Source organism: Yersinia sp. Marseille-Q3913 (assembly GCF_963892745.1).
Taxonomy (GTDB): Bacteria; Pseudomonadota; Gammaproteobacteria; order Enterobacterales; family Enterobacteriaceae; genus Yersinia; species Yersinia bercovieri.
The window spans coordinates 68,149-84,372 of sequence record NZ_CAWQAF010000055.1; the positions used below are offsets into that span (position 1 = coordinate 68,149).

Below are 16,224 nucleotides of genomic sequence, written 5' to 3' on the forward strand. Positions count from 1 at the left end.
TACTATGCTTTATCCGAGCGAAGAACAACTGTATGCCGCCATCGATTGGCAAGATTGCTCTACCGGGTTTGAAGATATTCGCTATCACAAATCCAGCGATGGTATCGCCAAGATCACCATTAACCGCCCCCATGTGCGTAACGCATTCCGCCCACTCACAGTTAAAGAGATGATTCAGGCGCTGGCTGATGCCCGCTATGATGACAATATCGGCGTGATCATTTTGACCGGCGAAGGCGAAAAAGCTTTCTGTTCCGGCGGTGATCAGAAGGTCCGTGGCGACTACGGCGGCTATCAGGATGCCACTGGCACTCATCACCTGAACGTGCTGGATTTCCAGCGCCAGATCCGCACCTGCCCAAAACCGATAGTCGCCATGGTGGCTGGCTACTCCATTGGTGGCGGCCATGTATTGCACATGATGTGTGACCTGACTGTCGCGGCAGATAACGCCATCTTCGGCCAAACCGGGCCAAAAGTTGGCTCATTCGATGGCGGCTGGGGTGCGGCTTATATGGCGCGCATTGTTGGCCAGAAAAAAGCGCGCGAAATCTGGTTCTTGTGTCGCCAATACGATGCCAAACAAGCCTTGGATATGGGGCTGGTCAACACGGTGGTGCCGGTAGCCGATTTGGAAAAAGAGACGGTGCGCTGGTGCCGTGAAATGCTGGAAAACAGCCCGATGGCGCTGCGCTGCTTGAAAGCGGCACTGAATGCGGATTGCGATGGTCAGGCGGGTCTGCAAGAGCTGGCCGGTAACGCCACCATGCTGTTCTATATGACCGAAGAGGGTCAAGAGGGGCGTAACGCATTCAACGAAAAACGCCAGCCGGACTTCAGCAAATTCAAGCGTAATCCATAATGCGTGCGGCCACACTTTACCGCTACAGCATACCGATGGACGCGGGAGTGATCCTGCGCCATCAGCGGCTGAAAAATCGCGATGGTTTGCTGGTTAAATTACAGCAGGGCGAGCAGACCGGTTGGGGAGAGATAGCCCCCTTACCGGAGTTCAGTCAGGAGACGGTGGCTGAAGCACAAACGGCGGCGACCAGTTGGCTGCAAAGCTGGGTGAGTGGCGAGGTGCCGGATCTCGGCGCACTGCCTTGTGTGGCTTTCGGTCTTAGCTGCGCACTGGCGGAGCTGGATCAAAGCTTGCCACTGGCGGCGGATTACCGCAAAGCCCCTCTGTGTACCGGGGATCCGGATGAGCTGTTCGCGGTGCTACAGGCGCTGCCGGGTGAGAAAGTCGCTAAGGTAAAAGTTGGGCTGTATGAGGCGGTGCGCGATGGCATGATTGTCAATGTGCTGCTGGAAGCGTTGCCCGACCTGAAATTGCGGCTGGATGCTAATCGCAGCTGGACACGCGCCAAAGCGGATGGCTTTGCCAAATATGTCAATCCTGAGCTGCGCTCGCGCATCGCCTTCCTGGAAGAGCCTTGCAAGAGCCGCGCGGGATCCCGCGAATTTGCGCGCGACACCGGGATCGCCATTGCCTGGGATGAGAGTGTCCGTGAAGCTGATTTTCAGGTTGAAGCTGAGCCGGGTGTCGCGGCGATTGTGATCAAGCCGACACTGGTGGGCAGCATTGCTCGCTGCCAACAGCTGGTGCAACAAGCGCATCAGGCGGGTTTGGTCGCGGTGATAAGCTCCAGTATTGAGTCGAGTCTGGGCCTGACCCAACTGGCGCGCCTGGCCCATTGGCTGACGCCATCCACGGTGCCGGGGCTGGATACACTGGAGTTGATGCAAGCGCAGCTGTTGCGCCCATGGCCGGAGAGCAATCTGCCGCTAATGACGGTGGATCAACTGGACGTGCTATGGCACAGCTAAATGATTGGCCGTGGCAATCCGTCTCTCCATGGAGACATTGGGCCAATCTCCGACCCCAGGCGATAGCCATAGCTGCGGGGTCGCAACGGATCAGTTGGCAGCTACTGGCGGCTGATATTGATGATCTGGCGTCTGGTTTCCAGCAGCAGGGCGTGAGTTGCGGCAGTGGTGTGGTAGTGCGGGGTAAAAACAGCTACTCGCTGTTGCTGGCGTATCTGGCGGCGTTACAGTGCGGCGCCCGTGTGTTGCCGCTGAATCCGCAACTCCCCGAGGTGCTATTGGCACAGCTGTTACCGCAGCTGAATGTCGATTTTATGCTGGATCTGGCGGCTCCTTTACCGGCGCACCTGGCTTTTACTCCGCTGGCACTGAGCACGGATAATGCGGCGGCGCTGAGCACGGCTAACCCCGCAGTGGTATGGGATAACCAACGGCTGGCGACCATGACACTCACCTCCGGCTCCTCTGGCCTACCCAAAGCGGCAGTGCATAGCGTGGCGGCCCATTTAGCCAGTGCGGATGGTGTGTTACAGCTGATGGATTTCACGCCAACAGATAGCTGGTTGTTATCGTTACCGCTGTTTCATGTCTCAGGGCAAGGTATTGTCTGGCGCTGGTTAAGTATTGGCGCGACCTTGGCGGTGCCAGAGGGCGAGCCGCTGGCAGCCGCGCTGAGTGGATGCAGCCACGCCTCGCTGGTTCCCACGCAGTTATGGCGATTATTGAGTGAGGGCGCGGCGTTAACCCTAAAAGAGGTGCTGTTGGGCGGCGCGATGATCCCCACCGAGCTGACACAACAGGCCGAGGCCCGAGGTATCCGCTGCTGGTGCGGTTATGGTTTGACTGAAGCGGCCTCGACGGTGTGCGCCAAACGCGCTGACGGCCTGCCCGGTGTGGGGGTGGCACTGGCGCGTCGTGAGGTTAAATTGGTAGAAAATGAAGTGTGGGTGAGAGCTGATTGCCTGGCCGCCGGTTATTGGCAGCAGGGGCAGTTACGACCAATATGCGACGATGATGGTTGGTTTTGTACGCGTGATCGTGGTGAATGGCAGCAAGGTGAACTACACATTATCGGGCGGCTGGATAACCTGTTTTTCAGTGGTGGTGAGGGGATTCAGCCGGAGGATATCGAGCGGGTTTTATTGCACTATCCCGGCGTGCAGCAAGCCTTTGTTGTCCCTGTCGCTGACAGTGAATTCGGTCACCGATCCGTGGCGGTGATTGATGCCGATGAAGCCGTGGATGATAGGGCATTGGCAGATTGGCTAGCGCCGCAATTGGCGGTGTTTCAGCGCCCAGTGGCGTTTTATCGTCTGCCGGAGGTGCTGAAGGGGGGAGGGATTAAGGTGTCGAGGCGACTACTTATTAATTTTGTGGCTGGATCTGGTTTCGGTTGATAGTCGTTCAGTGATCACCTGACCCTCGTCGCCTCAACCGAGCAGGAGGGCAGGCCGGCCCTCCTGCACCTGCGGCTTGCGCGAAATATTGCCCTGCGGGTAAACCTCCCACGTCTTTCGGGCTGACGAGCCAGCGCGATTCGCATCCATGCTCAAGCGCGCTTTTCGCGGGCGTCCTGCCCGCTCACTCTACCCTCCATCCTCGTCGACAATATTCCTGATTGCGCTCAAGATTAAAAGCACATTTGAGCTGCCGAGTGAAGAATGAAGGTAGGACGTGAGGCATGGATGCCGAGCGAGCCGTGCTTGAGCAGGAGCGAATCACGGCGGTCCGTCAGCGTAATGATGAGCGAGGGCACCCACGAAGTGGGCAAGCGATACGTGCGCTAGCGCAGGGGTTCCAAGGGGGTTACGCGCTTGTAACCCCTTTGGCGGTTGGTTCATCGGAGGCAAGATGAGCGGTGAAGTTTTGACAACCGAACCGATCACCAAATCGATCACCAAACCAACTATCAACCAAACCGATCACCTAATCGATCATCAACCAAAAAAAATATTAATTTAACCCCAATGCCTTCCTCACCCCATCACCATAATCCGGATGCACCTGGCTAAATAACGCAACCTGACGCCGTTGGATCTCCTCCGGAACCTGTGACAACTCACCGGCAATACGGGCAAACATCCGCTGATGCTCTTCTGCACTCAGCAGATTAAATAGCGCCCGTGGCTGTGAGAAGTAATCAGTATCTTCGCGGTGATTCCAGTGATCAGCAGCCCCTTCCAGGGTTAATGGCGGTTCGCTGAAATCGGGTTGCTCCTGGAACAGGCCAAAACTGTTTGGCTCGTAAGTGGCCGTATTGCCGCTGTTGCCATCAACGCGCATCGCGCCGTCGCGATGATAATTATGGAATGGACATTTGGCGCTGTTCACCGGGATCTGATGATGGTTCACACCTAAACGATAGCGCGCCGCATCACCGTAAGAGAACAGGCGGCCTTGCAACATGCGGTCAGGGGAGAAACTCACCCCCGGCACCACGTTGGCTGGGTTGAATGAGGATTGCTCCACTTCAGCAAAGTAGTTTTCTGGATTGCGATTTAGCTCGAAGAAACCCACGTCAATTAGCGGATAGTCACCGTGTGGCCACACTTTGGTCAAATCAAATGGGTTATAGGGGGTCTGGGATGCTTCATGCTCTGGCATCACCTGAATTTGTAGATTCCAGCGAGGGAAATCACCGCGTTCAATGGCTTCGTACAGATCACGCTGAGAGCTTTCCCGGTCACTGCCGACCAGTTTTTCAGCTTCATCATCCATAAGATTTTCAATGCCTTGCTGGCAGCGAAAATGGAATTTCACCCAAAAGCGCTCATTGTTAGCATTGATAAAACTGAAGGTGTGACTGCCGAAACCGTGCATGTGACGGTAGGATTTTGGCAAGCCACGGTCACTGAAATCGATGGTGAGTTGGTGCAAGGATTCGGGCAACTGGGAGAAGAAATCCCACTTATAGGTAGGGTTACGTAGGTTGGTGCGCGGATCACGTTTCACGACGTGGTTCAGATCCGGGAATTTCAGCGGGTCACGCAGATAGAACACTGGTGTGTCATTGCCGACTAAATCCCAGTTCCCCTCCTCGGTATAATATTTCATGGCGAAGCCACGAATATCACGTTCAGCATCGGCAGCACCACGCTCACCGGCCACGGTTGAAAAGCGGACAAACATTTCAGTCTGTTTGCCCACTTCGGCTAAGATTTTGGCGCGGGTATATTGGGTGATGTCGTGGGTGACGGTAAAAGTACCGTAGGCACCGGAGCCTTTTGCATGCATACGGCGCTCTGGGATCACTTCACGATCAAAATGGGCCAGTTTTTCCAGGAACCAGACATCTTGCAGTAACATGGGGCCACGACGGCCAGCAGTGACGACATTATTATTATCAACAACGGGCGCGCCCGCTGCGGTTGTTAATCCTTTCTTTTTACTCATCATCCTCTCCATTATCACTATTGAATTGATTGACTTATCGGGTGTTTAAAAGCATTAGATTTCGCCAAAAGCCTGATTGACAAGATAATAATTTAACCAACAACAGGGGGGTGATTCTTTGATCTCCACACTAGTTGTAGCCCTATTGGTCGCATTCAGCAAATAGGTGGGACTTATCATTACTATTGCCAACATAGGTGACTTCAATTGAATGAGTATTTACAATCATTTGAAATACTGTGTTATTTAATCGTTTTTTACGTGTATTTATGGTGTTTTTTTCGGTTAAACTCGACGTAGGGAGACCTGTTTGCGGCAATCTGCTCACAGGTGACATCACGAATAATGAGAGAAAAATATGAATAAGCATTTGATCGCGTGTGCAGCTAGTCTGCTGTTTGTGGCGGGTTCCGCCAGCGCTGTGAGTTTTAACGCCGAAACTGGCCGTGATTACACCAACTTAGGTTTTGGTCTGGGAACCAATACCGGTGGTTTGGCTATCAGTGGTAACTGGGCGCGCAGTGATCACGACGGTGATATCTATGGGCTGGGGCTGGGCTTCAATCTCCCTATTGGCCCAATGATGGCGACTGTAGGCGGCAAAGGCATCTATATGTCACCGGAAGATGGCAGCAATGGCGGTGCCATCGCGATTGGTGGCGGGCTAACTTACCCCATCAACAAATCATTCACCCTGTACGGCGAGGGCTATTTCGCCCCGGAAGAGCTGACCAGCGGCATGAAATCCTATAGCGAAGCCAACGGCGGCCTGCGCTGGAATCTCTTCCGCCCACTCACTGTTGATGTCGGCTATCGCTACATCAACATGGAAGGCAAAGAAGGAAAGCGGGATAATCGTGTGGCGGATGGGGTGTATATCGGAGCCGGTTTGCATTTTTAATTATTCTTCGTCCTTGGCGCCGCAGGGGTGTTAGCTACGTTCACTTACCCGAATCACTTACTGATGTAAGCTCATCGGGATGCGTTCTCTTGCTGCCTACCTGCGACTCCAATGACTTTGAGTAATACCATGGTAATTTTATGTATGGCCTGAATTATCCGACGGCCGGTAATGCGCCGGTGACAATCCCTACCTGAATACCAATCACCACCACGCCGCAGGCAAATACCGCTGCCAGTGCCGGTTTCCCGCCCCAGACTCGATAACTTCCCTGATGGATATTACGCGCTTTCCACGCCAGCATCGCCGGCAGAATCAGAGCTAATACCGACAAAGCGACGGCGGCAAAACCCAGCGCCATAATAAAACCACGGGGGTAAAACAGCGCGAACAGCAAAGGAGGCGTAAAGGTAATTGCGCCGGTTTGCAGGCGGCCACGCACGGAGTTACGGCGCTTAAATAGATCTGCCAGATAATCAAACAGCCCCAACGCCACGCCAAGGAAGGAGGTGGCCAGGGCTAAATCGGCAAACAGGTGTACCGCCAGCTCAACGTGTGGTGAGGCAACAACATCGCGCACCGCCTGTAATAAACCATTTAGTCCAGCTTGCTGCGCCAGAATACCGACAAAGGTCTGGGAGGAGATGGCCCCAAGGGTGGTCAACTGCCAGAAGATATAAGCAATCAGCGGAATAGCACTGCCGATAATAAATACCCAACGCAGCTTACGAATATTGCCACCCATATAATTGACGATGCTCGGCACACTGCCGTGGAAGCCAAATGAGGTGAAAATCACCGGGATTGCAGAGAGCGCTAGCCCCTGTTCCAGTGGCAAGGTCAATAAGTTGGTTTTTTCGATATGCGGCATCATTAGGGCCAGCATCACAATCAAAAAGATAATCTTGGCGCTAAATAAGATGCGATTGAATAGGTCGACTGAATGTGTGCCGATACAAACCACGCCACCGGCAACTAAGGTGAACAGTAATACACCAAGAGAGGTGGGAAATGATTGCTGGGTCCATTGGCTGATACTGGTGGCCAGCAACTCACCTGCACCGCTGATATAGGCTGCGGTCAGTGCATACATCAAAAACATCATGCTGAAACCGGTGAGCCATTGCCCCCGATGACCTAAATAGCGCTTGGCTAAAGTCCCAAGCCCGGTATCAGCCGCTTCATGTTGATAAACCTCAACTAACAGCAGCGCGGTGTAACACATTAATACCCAAAGAGAAATTAGCAGAGCAAGGGTGACACCAAAACCGACCCCGGCCGCCGCCAGTGGCATTGCCAACATGCCAGCACCAATAGTGGTCCCTGCAACGATAAATATACTGCCCAGAGTGCGATTCTTCACGCTTTCCTCTACTAGATGACAATTTATTGGAATTATTGAGTGCAGCAGGGTAGTGGATTGGCCTGTTTGTGTCAAATCGACGTTACGATTAGTGTAAATATATCGTTACGATATTGAAGGTGCAGAAGAAGCGCACTTTATTGTGGTTATCTACTCTCCCGGCGGGAAATGATTGTGTTTAAGTGATGGGATTCATAAAGTAACGATTATGGGTAGCAACGCATGGGCACCAACGGAGAATAAAATGATCAGAGTGGAGATGTTGAGCACCGGGGATGAAGTGCTGCATGGGCAGATTATTGATACCAACGCCGCCTGGCTGGCGGACTATTTTTTTAATCAGGGTTTGCCGATCAGCAGCAGAGAGACCGTCGGTGACTCACTCTCGGCACTTATCGAGGTGCTAGCAGAGCGTAGCCAGGTGGCGGATGTGCTGATTGTGAATGGTGGACTTGGGCCAACCAGTGACGATTTGAGCGCATTGGCCGCCGCCCGTGCCGCCGGGACGGAGCTGATTGAGCATCCGGAATGGATTGCGCGCATGGAGGCTTTTTTTCACGAACGCGGGCGGGTGATGTCGGCGACCAACCGCAAGCAGGCGCATATTCCAGCCAATGCGGAGATGCTGGATAACCCGGTCGGCACGGCCTGTGGCTTCGCGCTGCGGCTGAATAAATGTTTGATGTTTTTCACCCCCGGCGTGCCATCAGAATTTAAGGTGATGGTGGAACAGCAGATTATGCCGCGTTTACGCCAGCACTTTGATGTCGCTGAACCGCCATTGTGCTTACGGATGACCACCTTTGGCCGCTCAGAGAGTGATCTGGCGCTAGAGCTAGATCCGCTGCCACTGCCGGAGGGCGTGGTGCTGGGTTATCGCTCCTCCGCCCCGATTATTGAATTGAAGTTGACCGGGCCTGCTGCGGCGCGTCCGGCGATGGAGCAGCTGTGGCAGCAGGTCAGGGCGGTGGCGGGCGATAGCACCCTATTTGAAGGCACCCAGGGCTTACCGGCACTGCTGGCCGAGCAGTTGACACAACGCGGCCTATTATTGGCGGTCAGTGAGCAATTTACCGGCGGATTAATGCACTGGCAGTTGCAGAGTGCGGCTGTACCGCTGGTGGGCGGCGAGCTGCTACCGGCCCATTGCCAGGAGACATTAGCCGAGGTTGCTAGCCGCGCCCAGTCACTATCGATGCTGTGCGGTGCCCAGCTAGTATTGGCAGTAAGTGCGATGCAAAATGATTGCCTGGGTGTGGTGCTGCATACCCCGGAAAGAACATTTGCTCAGCGGGTGCGGTATCAGGCCAGCCGCCATGGTCTGCGGACTCGGCAGGAGAGCAGCGCCATGCTGGCATTGGATATGTTGCGCCGCTGGCTAACAGGCAGCCCGGTCTGCGGGCAGCACGGTTGGCTGGAAGTGGTTGAGATTTTATAGTTAAACAGAGACGACGAATATCTATCCTCAGGCGCAGAAAAGCGCCTGAATCCCCTTTGGATATTTACCTGCCATTTTTTCAACCTGTAGATGCGATTATTTCCCCTAATTACCCGAACATTTGAATATATATATTATTATATTCCGCTGGCCGTTTTTTAAGAATTTCATTTATAGTCTGCTTCTTGTGTAATAGATAAATACCAGATACATTTTTATCTTTAATCAGGATGCTATTATGCTGAATTTATTTTTCTGGTCTTATATCTATTTTAAATTGGCGTGCAAATTATTTTTGGTTTTTATTATTTTGCTTATTATCTCGATGAGTGTTGTTTTTGCTGATAATCGGCCGGGATTTGTCTGTGGTAAGTTTAATGGTCATGTGATGGAGGTGCCGCAGAGTTATATTATTTACTGGGCAGAGTATGAGGGAGCCAGTGCCTGGGACCCCGATTTTATTAATAATAAAAAAGGTTGTGATGCTAATTTTGTTGTTTTGCCGATGATAACCAGTTGGCCAGATATGCAACCTGGTGATAAATCAAACTGGTATAAATATAGGGAGGAATTTGGAGGGCTAAGAATAAGTGTGGAACCATTAAAGCGATCTGATAAGTATATTAATTACATGCGTGACTTTTATCTTGAAAAGCGAAAAGATAAGATTTTTGAATCGATTGTTTATATGGATAATTTAGAATTGTATTTTACTAAAGTAACCAAGAAATTAATCCGGTCAAGTCAACAAGATAAGAGTGACCCCTATTGGTTTGATGAGGATATTAATGGTTATTATTGGTCAGAAAATGAAGGGAGAGTAGATGTGGTATTTAACTGTCTCTGGCTCCCGTTGGAGAAGAGATATTATATCTGTGATGCACTATTTGTGATGTCGGAAATAGGGTCGTTGGTTGAGGTTACTTTTACAGTGGAAAATTTACCACAGTGGAAAAATATTGTGAGCAGTACCCAGCAGTTTCTTTTATCGCATATTAAAAAGTAAGGGGGTAATAATGTGCCATCAATCAAATGGCAATGGATTATTGATATATAATTTATATTCGGCAATTATTTTATTAATGCTATCCACGCTAAGTTATGCCGATAATCGGCCGGGGTTTGTCTGCGGTAAGTTTAATGGTCATGTGATGGAGGTGCCGCAGAGCTATATTATTTACTGGGCAGAGTATGAGGGGGCCAGTGCCTGGGACCCCGATTTTATTAATAATAAAAAAGGTTGTGATGCTAATTTTGTTGTCTTGCCGATGATAACCAGTTGGCCAGATATGCAGCCCGGAGATAAATCAAAGTGGTATAAACAGCAGTTGAGATTTGAAGGGTTAACTATCAGTGTCGAGCCATTAAGGCGACCCGATAGAGATATTACTTATAGGCGTGATTTTTATCTTGAAAAACGAAAAGATAAAACATTTGATCCTGTGATTTACAGAGATGACTTGGGGCTTTTTTATGTCAAAATGACCAAGAAAATAACCCGTTATCCCCCAGTAGAGAAGAATGATCCTTATCGATTTGATGAAGATGTTAATGGTTATTACTGGCAAGAGATTGATGGGCGAATACCCGTCATTTTTGACTGTATCTGGCTCCCGCTGGAGAAACGATATTATATCTGTGAAGCTCTTTTTGTGATGTCAGAAATAGGCTCTCTTGTTAAGGTTACTTTTACAGTGGAAAAATTACCACAGTGGAAAACCATTGTGAGCAGCACCCAGCAGTTTCTTTTAGCGCATATTAAGCATTAAGGACGATAATTATGTTACAGCAAAATAGAAATGCAGGAGAATTAAAACTTACCGCCACCGAGCTGGCCTGCGCCAGAGAGATATTAGAGTCTCATAAACAGAGTAAAGATCCTGGCCCGATGTATAACTATTTGGCCAGCAAAGGCGATCGCTATGCCGTATTGGCTAATGGTGTCGCCAGGGGGGACTCATTAGCGGGTGCCATGGCTATTTACTATATGGAGCGCACTGCTGCCGAGCATAATAAGCCAATAACAGAAGTTCACCTTAAGAATATTCGCTTTGATATGGCGGGTGGATATCTTGATACACTAGATAGTAGATTGAAAAAATCCAGCGATGGTATTCTTTATGGTGATATTAATCATAAAGAGGCATGGAAGTTTCATAATGAAGAATTTAAAAGACATGGACTCCCTCCAGAAACCTGGACATTAGATCCCGTTTTTAATGCTATCCAAGAGACAAGCCGGCCAACTTATTGGCAGCATGTGCTTAATGCAGCAGGGAAACCGGCTAAAGAATTAAAACTCTCTTTTGAAACCTACAATATGATGGCCCAATCTTCCATGTTTTCCCCCGAGGCTATCCGGAAAACGTCCCGCCGATGGTTTTCAATTATTGACTCCCCCTCTGGCTACTGGGCTTTAGGCAAAACCGCTACCAATCAACTCTTTAGCGCTGACGATGAGACCTCGATTGTCATACCGCAGTGTAATATTGAAATTGAGATTAACCCCACGCCACAAGCCACCCGGCGTATTGCCGATGAAGATCAGCTACAGCGAGATGTGACTAACGGTTATCTGGTGAATAAACCGACCCACAGTTTCTCCTTTACCGATGGCACGCTGGATAAAACCGATTTTGCCTCGGTGCAGATGGGCAGCATGGCCTCGGGTGGTGTTCGTCCCGGCGAAATTCAGTTAGATCCCAATGTGCAGCCCAGCCGTTATTTATCTGATTACTATCTTGAACAGCCGGCATATATGTTGCCGGAGACCGGCCTGTTTGATGCTGCGACACTCAATGGCTTATCCGCGCAAACCACCGTTAATACCTATGTTGATCCGCTATTATTGGATCTCTCCGGTCGCGGCGTGAAAATGAGCGGCCTGAGGGAGGGGGTATTATTTGATATCGATAATAGCGGCAGCTTAAAACGCACCGGCTGGGTTGGGCCAGAGAGCGGAATGCTGGTTATCGATAATGGCAGTGGGAAGATTGATAATATCAGCCAGATCTATTCGGAATATTATGGCGGTACAGCGGGAATAGATGGTTTGCCGGGGCAGAAGCTTTTTGAGCATGGTTTTGCCGCACTAGCTGAGGATGATAATGATGGCAATGGCGTTATAGACTCTGCCGATCCCGTTTGGGCGAAATTACGTGTTTGGCAGGATATCTCCCACAATGGTCAGGTCGATGAGGGTGAACTGAAAACGCTGGATGAGTGGGGGATCTCGCGTATTGATGTGGCGGCGACCCAGGTTGGCCGTGATGATGGTAAAGGTAACCAAATTGTCGCTCGCGGGCTTTTCACCATCAATGATAAGCAGCAAGAGGTTTTGGCGGTGAACTTTGTCGGGTCATCGGTCAGCAACCGGGTGACACCACTTGATGATGGCGCACTGTTAACCTCAAGCAGCGATGAGGCCACCACCACGGCCTACGTCAGTTTCAATCATGAGGGTGAAACACTCAATGCCGCACGGCTACAGGCCAATAATGTCTATGGCGCGAGGGGGGATGATGACCTGATAGCTAGCCCTGAGGGCAGTTGGTTAGTCGGGCGCGGCGGTCGCAATACCTATACGGGAAATTCTGGTAATGACGTGTTTGTTATCAGCGCCAGTGATGATACCCGCTACATCCAGGGGAAAGGTGGGGCAGATACCGTGCTGATCACCGGCGATAAAGGTGTTGCCCTTAATATGGCGCGCAGTGGCATTACCCTTGCTCAGGGGGGCGATGGGAATGACATTATTATCAGCGGTGGCAATAACAGCGTGTTTATTCAGGGCGGTAGCGGCAATAGTACGCTGGTCGGCGGGGGCGGTAATGATGTGCTGAGCGGCGGTCGTGGTAAGAACCTGATTGTCGGCGGCAGTGGCAAAGCGGTTATCTATGCCGGGCCGCAGGGCGACACAATATATGCATCCGAGCAGGGCAGTATTATCCACGCCGGAGGCGGTGCGGATCGCATTTATGGCAATAAGAGCAATGATGTGATTGTGGCCGGTCAGGGGGATGCGCTGATTGATGGCGGAGAGGGGATTAATGTGCTGGCATTGCACGGCAGCTATGCAGATTACACCATTACCCGCACGGAGAGCGGCTATCAGGTGAAGGACCGGGTGGCGGGCCGTGATGGCACACTGACACTGAAGCGTATTCAAAAACTGAATTTTGCCGATATTTCGGCGGTAGAGTTGGATGCGCAGACGATTATTCCGGTTAACGATGTTTTAATTTACGGCAACGGCAACCCCATCAGCCGCTTGCAGGGTACGGATATTCCGGCGCGAGCGCTGCTGCGTAATGATTTTCGCTTTGATCCTGAGACGGAATTGGTCATCGCTAAGGTGAGTGACGCCGCGGGCGGCACGGTGCAGCTTAAGGATGATGGTAATGTGCTATTCACGCCGGATAGCCGATTTACCGGAGTGATGAGTTTTAAATATGAAGTGAAAAGTGCGACTGGGGACCCGGCACTTTCCGTGTTTGATCTCTCCAGCCGAGAGTCAGCGACCGTGCGGGCAACGGTGGTCTTGCGCAGCGCGGATATTCCCAGCGATCCTCAGTTTATCAAGCAGAGTTATCTCAACGAGATCAATGTGATCCCCATCTGGCAGGACTATACCGGCAAAGGGGTGCGCATTGGTCAGTTTGAACCCGGTGGTCAGTTTGCCACGGGTCCGATGATTTTTGATACTAACCACCCCGATTTAGCCGCCAATGTCGATCCCGGCTGGCTGGCGACACAGAAGAGAAGCGGCGTACTGCCCGAGGAGGTCTCCAATCATGCCACTATGGTGGCTGGCGTGATGGTGGCGGCAAAAAATCATCTGGGCGGGGTGGGTGTTGCCCATGAAGCCACACTGGGTGGCCACTATCTGAGCAACGATGGTGCGGATTTAACCACGCTAGGTAAGATGTCCAGCTATGATGTCGTGAACCACAGCTGGGGCTTCAAACATGGATTTGCCATCAGCAATGTTTCCAGCGGCATGATTAATCTGGCGAATACGCTCAATCTGACACTGCACTATGCCGCAGCCAATGGTCGTGGGGGATTGGGCACCATTATTGTCACCAGCGGCGGCAATCAACGCGAGCAGGGCGGCAGCACCCAAGGGTCGCTGATGAGCAACTCCCGCTTTGCTATTCAGGTGGCGGCGATGAATACCAAAGCGGACCTTTCAACTCTCCAGAGCCACCGCGCCCCCTTCTCCAACCCTGGGGCCAGTTTGCTGGTCTCAGCGCCGGGCAGCCATATCCTCTCCAGCAGTCAACAAATCACCGCACAACGCGGTGCGGTGTTTGGTGCGCAGTACAGCACGGAACAAGGCACCAGTTTTGCCGCGCCGATAGTCTCCGCTATCGTGGCGCTGATGTTGCAGGCCAATCCGAATCTCGGCTATCGCGATGTGCAGGCGATCCTCGCGCTATCGGCACGGCGGGTTGAAGACCCGACCAGTGAATGGCGCACTAATGGTGCAACCCACTGGAACGGCGGCGGAATGCAGGTGAGTCATGATTATGGTTTTGGTGCGGTAGATGCGCGGGCGGCAGTGCGTCTGGCGGAAAGCTGGACTCACCAAAGGAGTGATGCGAATCAGCAGGTTTTGCAGGCACAACAGCAGTTTTCGGCAGAAGAGTCGCTGTTGGCAGGGATGACCAGGGCAGCATCCGTCATTCTTAAGGGCGAGATCGAGGTGGAGCAGGTTGAAGTTGATTTTAGTGCCAATGTGGGGCGTTTGGGGGATCTGACGGTGACACTTATCTCGCCGAATGGCACCCAAAGCATCCTGCTGGATGGCGTAGAGAAAAAAACGGCTGGCAGTGGTGGTGATGTTGATACTGGCAGCGAGATCGCCGGTGATTTTAACCATACATTTATGTCGACATTACAACGGGGTGAGCACTCGGGTGGCCAATGGCGACTGGTGGTTAAAAATGCTAAAAACGGTCTACCGGTTGAGCTGAAAAATTGGTCAATACGGCTATTTGGCAATTCGATTAGCCGTGATAATACCTACTTTTATACTGATGAGTTTGCCGCACTGGTTGCACAGGAGCCAACGCGGGTATTTCTGCATGATAGTGACGATGGGGGTGGTCGCAATACGCTGAATATGGCGGCGATAGCGGCTGATGTGAAGGTCAATTTGCTCACTGGCGAAGCGAGTCTTGGCGATACCCAGTTGACGCTGCGCTCCCCGGAGAGGATCCATAATCTGATGAGTGGTGATGGCAACGATATTTTAATCGCAGGGCGGCAGCATAGTGTGCTTGATGGTGGACGTGGATTAAACCTGTTGGCGGGTGGCGCAGGAAGAGAAATTTTTGTGGTGCGCAAACGCGCTAGCGGCGGTGACTGGATTGTGAACTTTGATGCCAATAGAGGAGAGGTTATTCATTTGATCGGTTTTGCCGATAAGACATTCAGGGCATTGCAGTTTAAGCAAGAAGAGCAGGATGTGATGGTGCAACTGAATGATAATCAACATATTATTATCAAGGATAGAGAAGTGGCGGCACTGAAGGCGCACCATTTTCACTTTGCGGATACTTTTACACCTCCCGCTGGCTACTTTGATAGCAGCATAAGGATAGATAATCCAGTATTGAAGCCAGATCTGATGGATAAACCCGCCGCTGCCAAGCAAACGGAGATCATGCTCAATGGGGGAGGAGGCGGTGTCAGCTTATCTTTCGTTGACAATAAAATGGTCGCTTCATTGGTGGGTAAGGTCTATCAGCGGGAAAACGCCAAACCCAGCATCTTTGTCGTGACGCCGCAGGAGGGGGAGTGGCGGTATGGCAATGCGGTGCAGGGCTTCCGTCACGGTATTGATAAAATTGATTTAAGCGCCGTGGGTATTCGTAATTTCAGTGAATTAACTCTGATAAAGCGGAGTTCGATGGTTATTAATGGGCTGGCTCTGATTCAGGGGGTGGATATCAAATCCGCAGCTTTAGACGCTGAGGGTAAGAGTCTCGAGTTGGCCTACCTGGATGGACTGGATGTCGAGCATCTTGACGCGCAGGATTTTATTTTTGCTGACACAGAAGTGATGTTGTCTGATAGCCCATTTGTTCATGACGACATGAGCCAACTGATTAATATTGCAGCTGATTTTGATCGCAAGGTTCGTGACTACGAAGGTGTTTTTTCACCGCCACAAACAGTGCAACGCCTTGCCCCTACCTTGACAGCAAGCCCCTATTAATCGGGGTCTATCTGGTATAACTATTTATTCTGCCTAACGATAAGAATTTTAATACCCACTCAGTTGAATGG

Annotated in this window: 10 protein-coding genes; 8 read left to right on the forward strand and 2 right to left on the reverse strand. The window is 51.3% G+C overall.

Translation table 11 applies throughout. The annotated features are described in order from the left end of the window. Nucleotides 1-4 precede the first annotated feature (4 nt). Genes menB through menE form a run of 3 tightly spaced genes read left to right on the forward strand, consistent with a single transcriptional unit; the run spans nt 5 to nt 3,230 of the window. On the forward strand, nt 5-862 hold the full coding sequence (menB, locus tag AACW11_RS16550) for a 1,4-dihydroxy-2-naphthoyl-CoA synthase (RefSeq protein ID WP_212584820.1): 858 nt from the start codon (nt 5-7) through the stop codon (nt 860-862). After that, on the forward strand, nt 862-1,833 hold the full coding sequence (gene menC / locus AACW11_RS16555; RefSeq protein WP_212584821.1) for an o-succinylbenzoate synthase: 972 nt from the start codon (nt 862-864) through the stop codon (nt 1,831-1,833). Before menB ends, menC begins: the two co-directional genes overlap by 1 nt. Then, nucleotides 1,821-3,230 (forward strand): o-succinylbenzoate--CoA ligase, encoded by a 1,410-nt coding sequence (menE, locus tag AACW11_RS16560; protein ID WP_212584822.1) that lies wholly within the window; start codon nt 1,821-1,823, stop codon nt 3,228-3,230. Before menC ends, menE begins: the two co-directional genes overlap by 13 nt. 556 nt (nt 3,231-3,786) lie before the next feature. On the opposite strand, the gene AACW11_RS16565 is transcribed toward menE, so the two are convergent. Then, entirely contained in the window at nt 3,787-5,226 is a 1,440-nt protein-coding gene (locus AACW11_RS16565) for a catalase (protein ID WP_212584823.1), read from the reverse strand. Between the two features lie 358 nt (nt 5,227-5,584). Between AACW11_RS16565 and AACW11_RS16570 the strand changes: the two genes are divergently transcribed. Beyond that, nucleotides 5,585-6,127 carry a YfaZ family protein gene (locus tag AACW11_RS16570; RefSeq protein ID WP_212584824.1) on the forward strand — a complete coding sequence of 181 codons (543 nt, stop codon included), beginning with the start codon at nt 5,585-5,587 and terminating at the stop codon, nt 6,125-6,127. A gap of 154 nt (nt 6,128-6,281) precedes the next feature. Here AACW11_RS16570 and tyrP read toward each other — a convergent pair whose 3' ends face one another. Then, nucleotides 6,282-7,490: a tyrosine transporter TyrP gene (gene tyrP / locus AACW11_RS16575; protein WP_005279743.1), complete on the reverse strand. Its 1,209-nt coding sequence runs from the start codon at nt 7,488-7,490 to the stop codon at nt 6,282-6,284. A 244-nt stretch (nt 7,491-7,734) separates the two neighbouring features. Here tyrP and AACW11_RS16580 point away from each other — a divergent pair, with 244 nt between their 5' ends. From AACW11_RS16580 to AACW11_RS16595, 4 genes are all read left to right on the forward strand, one after another. After that, nucleotides 7,735-8,928: a nicotinamide mononucleotide deamidase-related protein YfaY gene (locus tag AACW11_RS16580; RefSeq protein ID WP_212584825.1), complete on the forward strand. Its 1,194-nt coding sequence runs from the start codon at nt 7,735-7,737 to the stop codon at nt 8,926-8,928. A 325-nt stretch (nt 8,929-9,253) separates the two neighbouring features. Continuing rightward, a complete protein-coding gene (locus AACW11_RS16585) occupies nt 9,254-9,934 on the forward strand; it encodes a hypothetical protein (protein ID WP_249192771.1) in 681 nt (226 codons plus the stop codon). Between the two features lie 10 nt (nt 9,935-9,944). Beyond that, nucleotides 9,945-10,697 (forward strand): hypothetical protein, encoded by a 753-nt coding sequence (locus AACW11_RS16590; RefSeq protein WP_212584826.1) that lies wholly within the window; start codon nt 9,945-9,947, stop codon nt 10,695-10,697. A gap of 11 nt (nt 10,698-10,708) precedes the next feature. Beyond that, nucleotides 10,709-16,153: a S8 family serine peptidase gene (locus tag AACW11_RS16595; protein ID WP_212584827.1), complete on the forward strand. Its 5,445-nt coding sequence runs from the start codon at nt 10,709-10,711 to the stop codon at nt 16,151-16,153. Nucleotides 16,154-16,224 lie beyond the last annotated feature (71 nt).

Bases quoted from the DNA above. Each gene is read 5' to 3' on its own strand.
- AACW11_RS16590 (WP_212584826.1), top strand. From the start codon at position 9,945: ATGTGCCATCAATCAAATGGCAATGGATTATTGATATATAATTTATAT.
- menE (WP_212584822.1), top strand. From the start codon at position 1,821: ATGGCACAGCTAAATGATTGGCCGTGGCAATCCGTCTCTCCATGGAGA.
- AACW11_RS16595 (WP_212584827.1), top strand. From the start codon at position 10,709: ATGTTACAGCAAAATAGAAATGCAGGAGAATTAAAACTTACCGCCACC.
- AACW11_RS16580 (WP_212584825.1), top strand. From the start codon at position 7,735: ATGATCAGAGTGGAGATGTTGAGCACCGGGGATGAAGTGCTGCATGGG.
- AACW11_RS16585 (WP_249192771.1), top strand. From the start codon at position 9,254: ATGAGTGTTGTTTTTGCTGATAATCGGCCGGGATTTGTCTGTGGTAAG.
- menC (WP_212584821.1), top strand. From the start codon at position 862: ATGCGTGCGGCCACACTTTACCGCTACAGCATACCGATGGACGCGGGA.
- AACW11_RS16565 (WP_212584823.1), bottom strand. From the start codon at position 5,226: ATGAGTAAAAAGAAAGGATTAACAACCGCAGCGGGCGCGCCCGTTGTT.
- AACW11_RS16570 (WP_212584824.1), top strand. From the start codon at position 5,585: ATGAATAAGCATTTGATCGCGTGTGCAGCTAGTCTGCTGTTTGTGGCG.
- menB (WP_212584820.1), top strand. From the start codon at position 5: ATGCTTTATCCGAGCGAAGAACAACTGTATGCCGCCATCGATTGGCAA.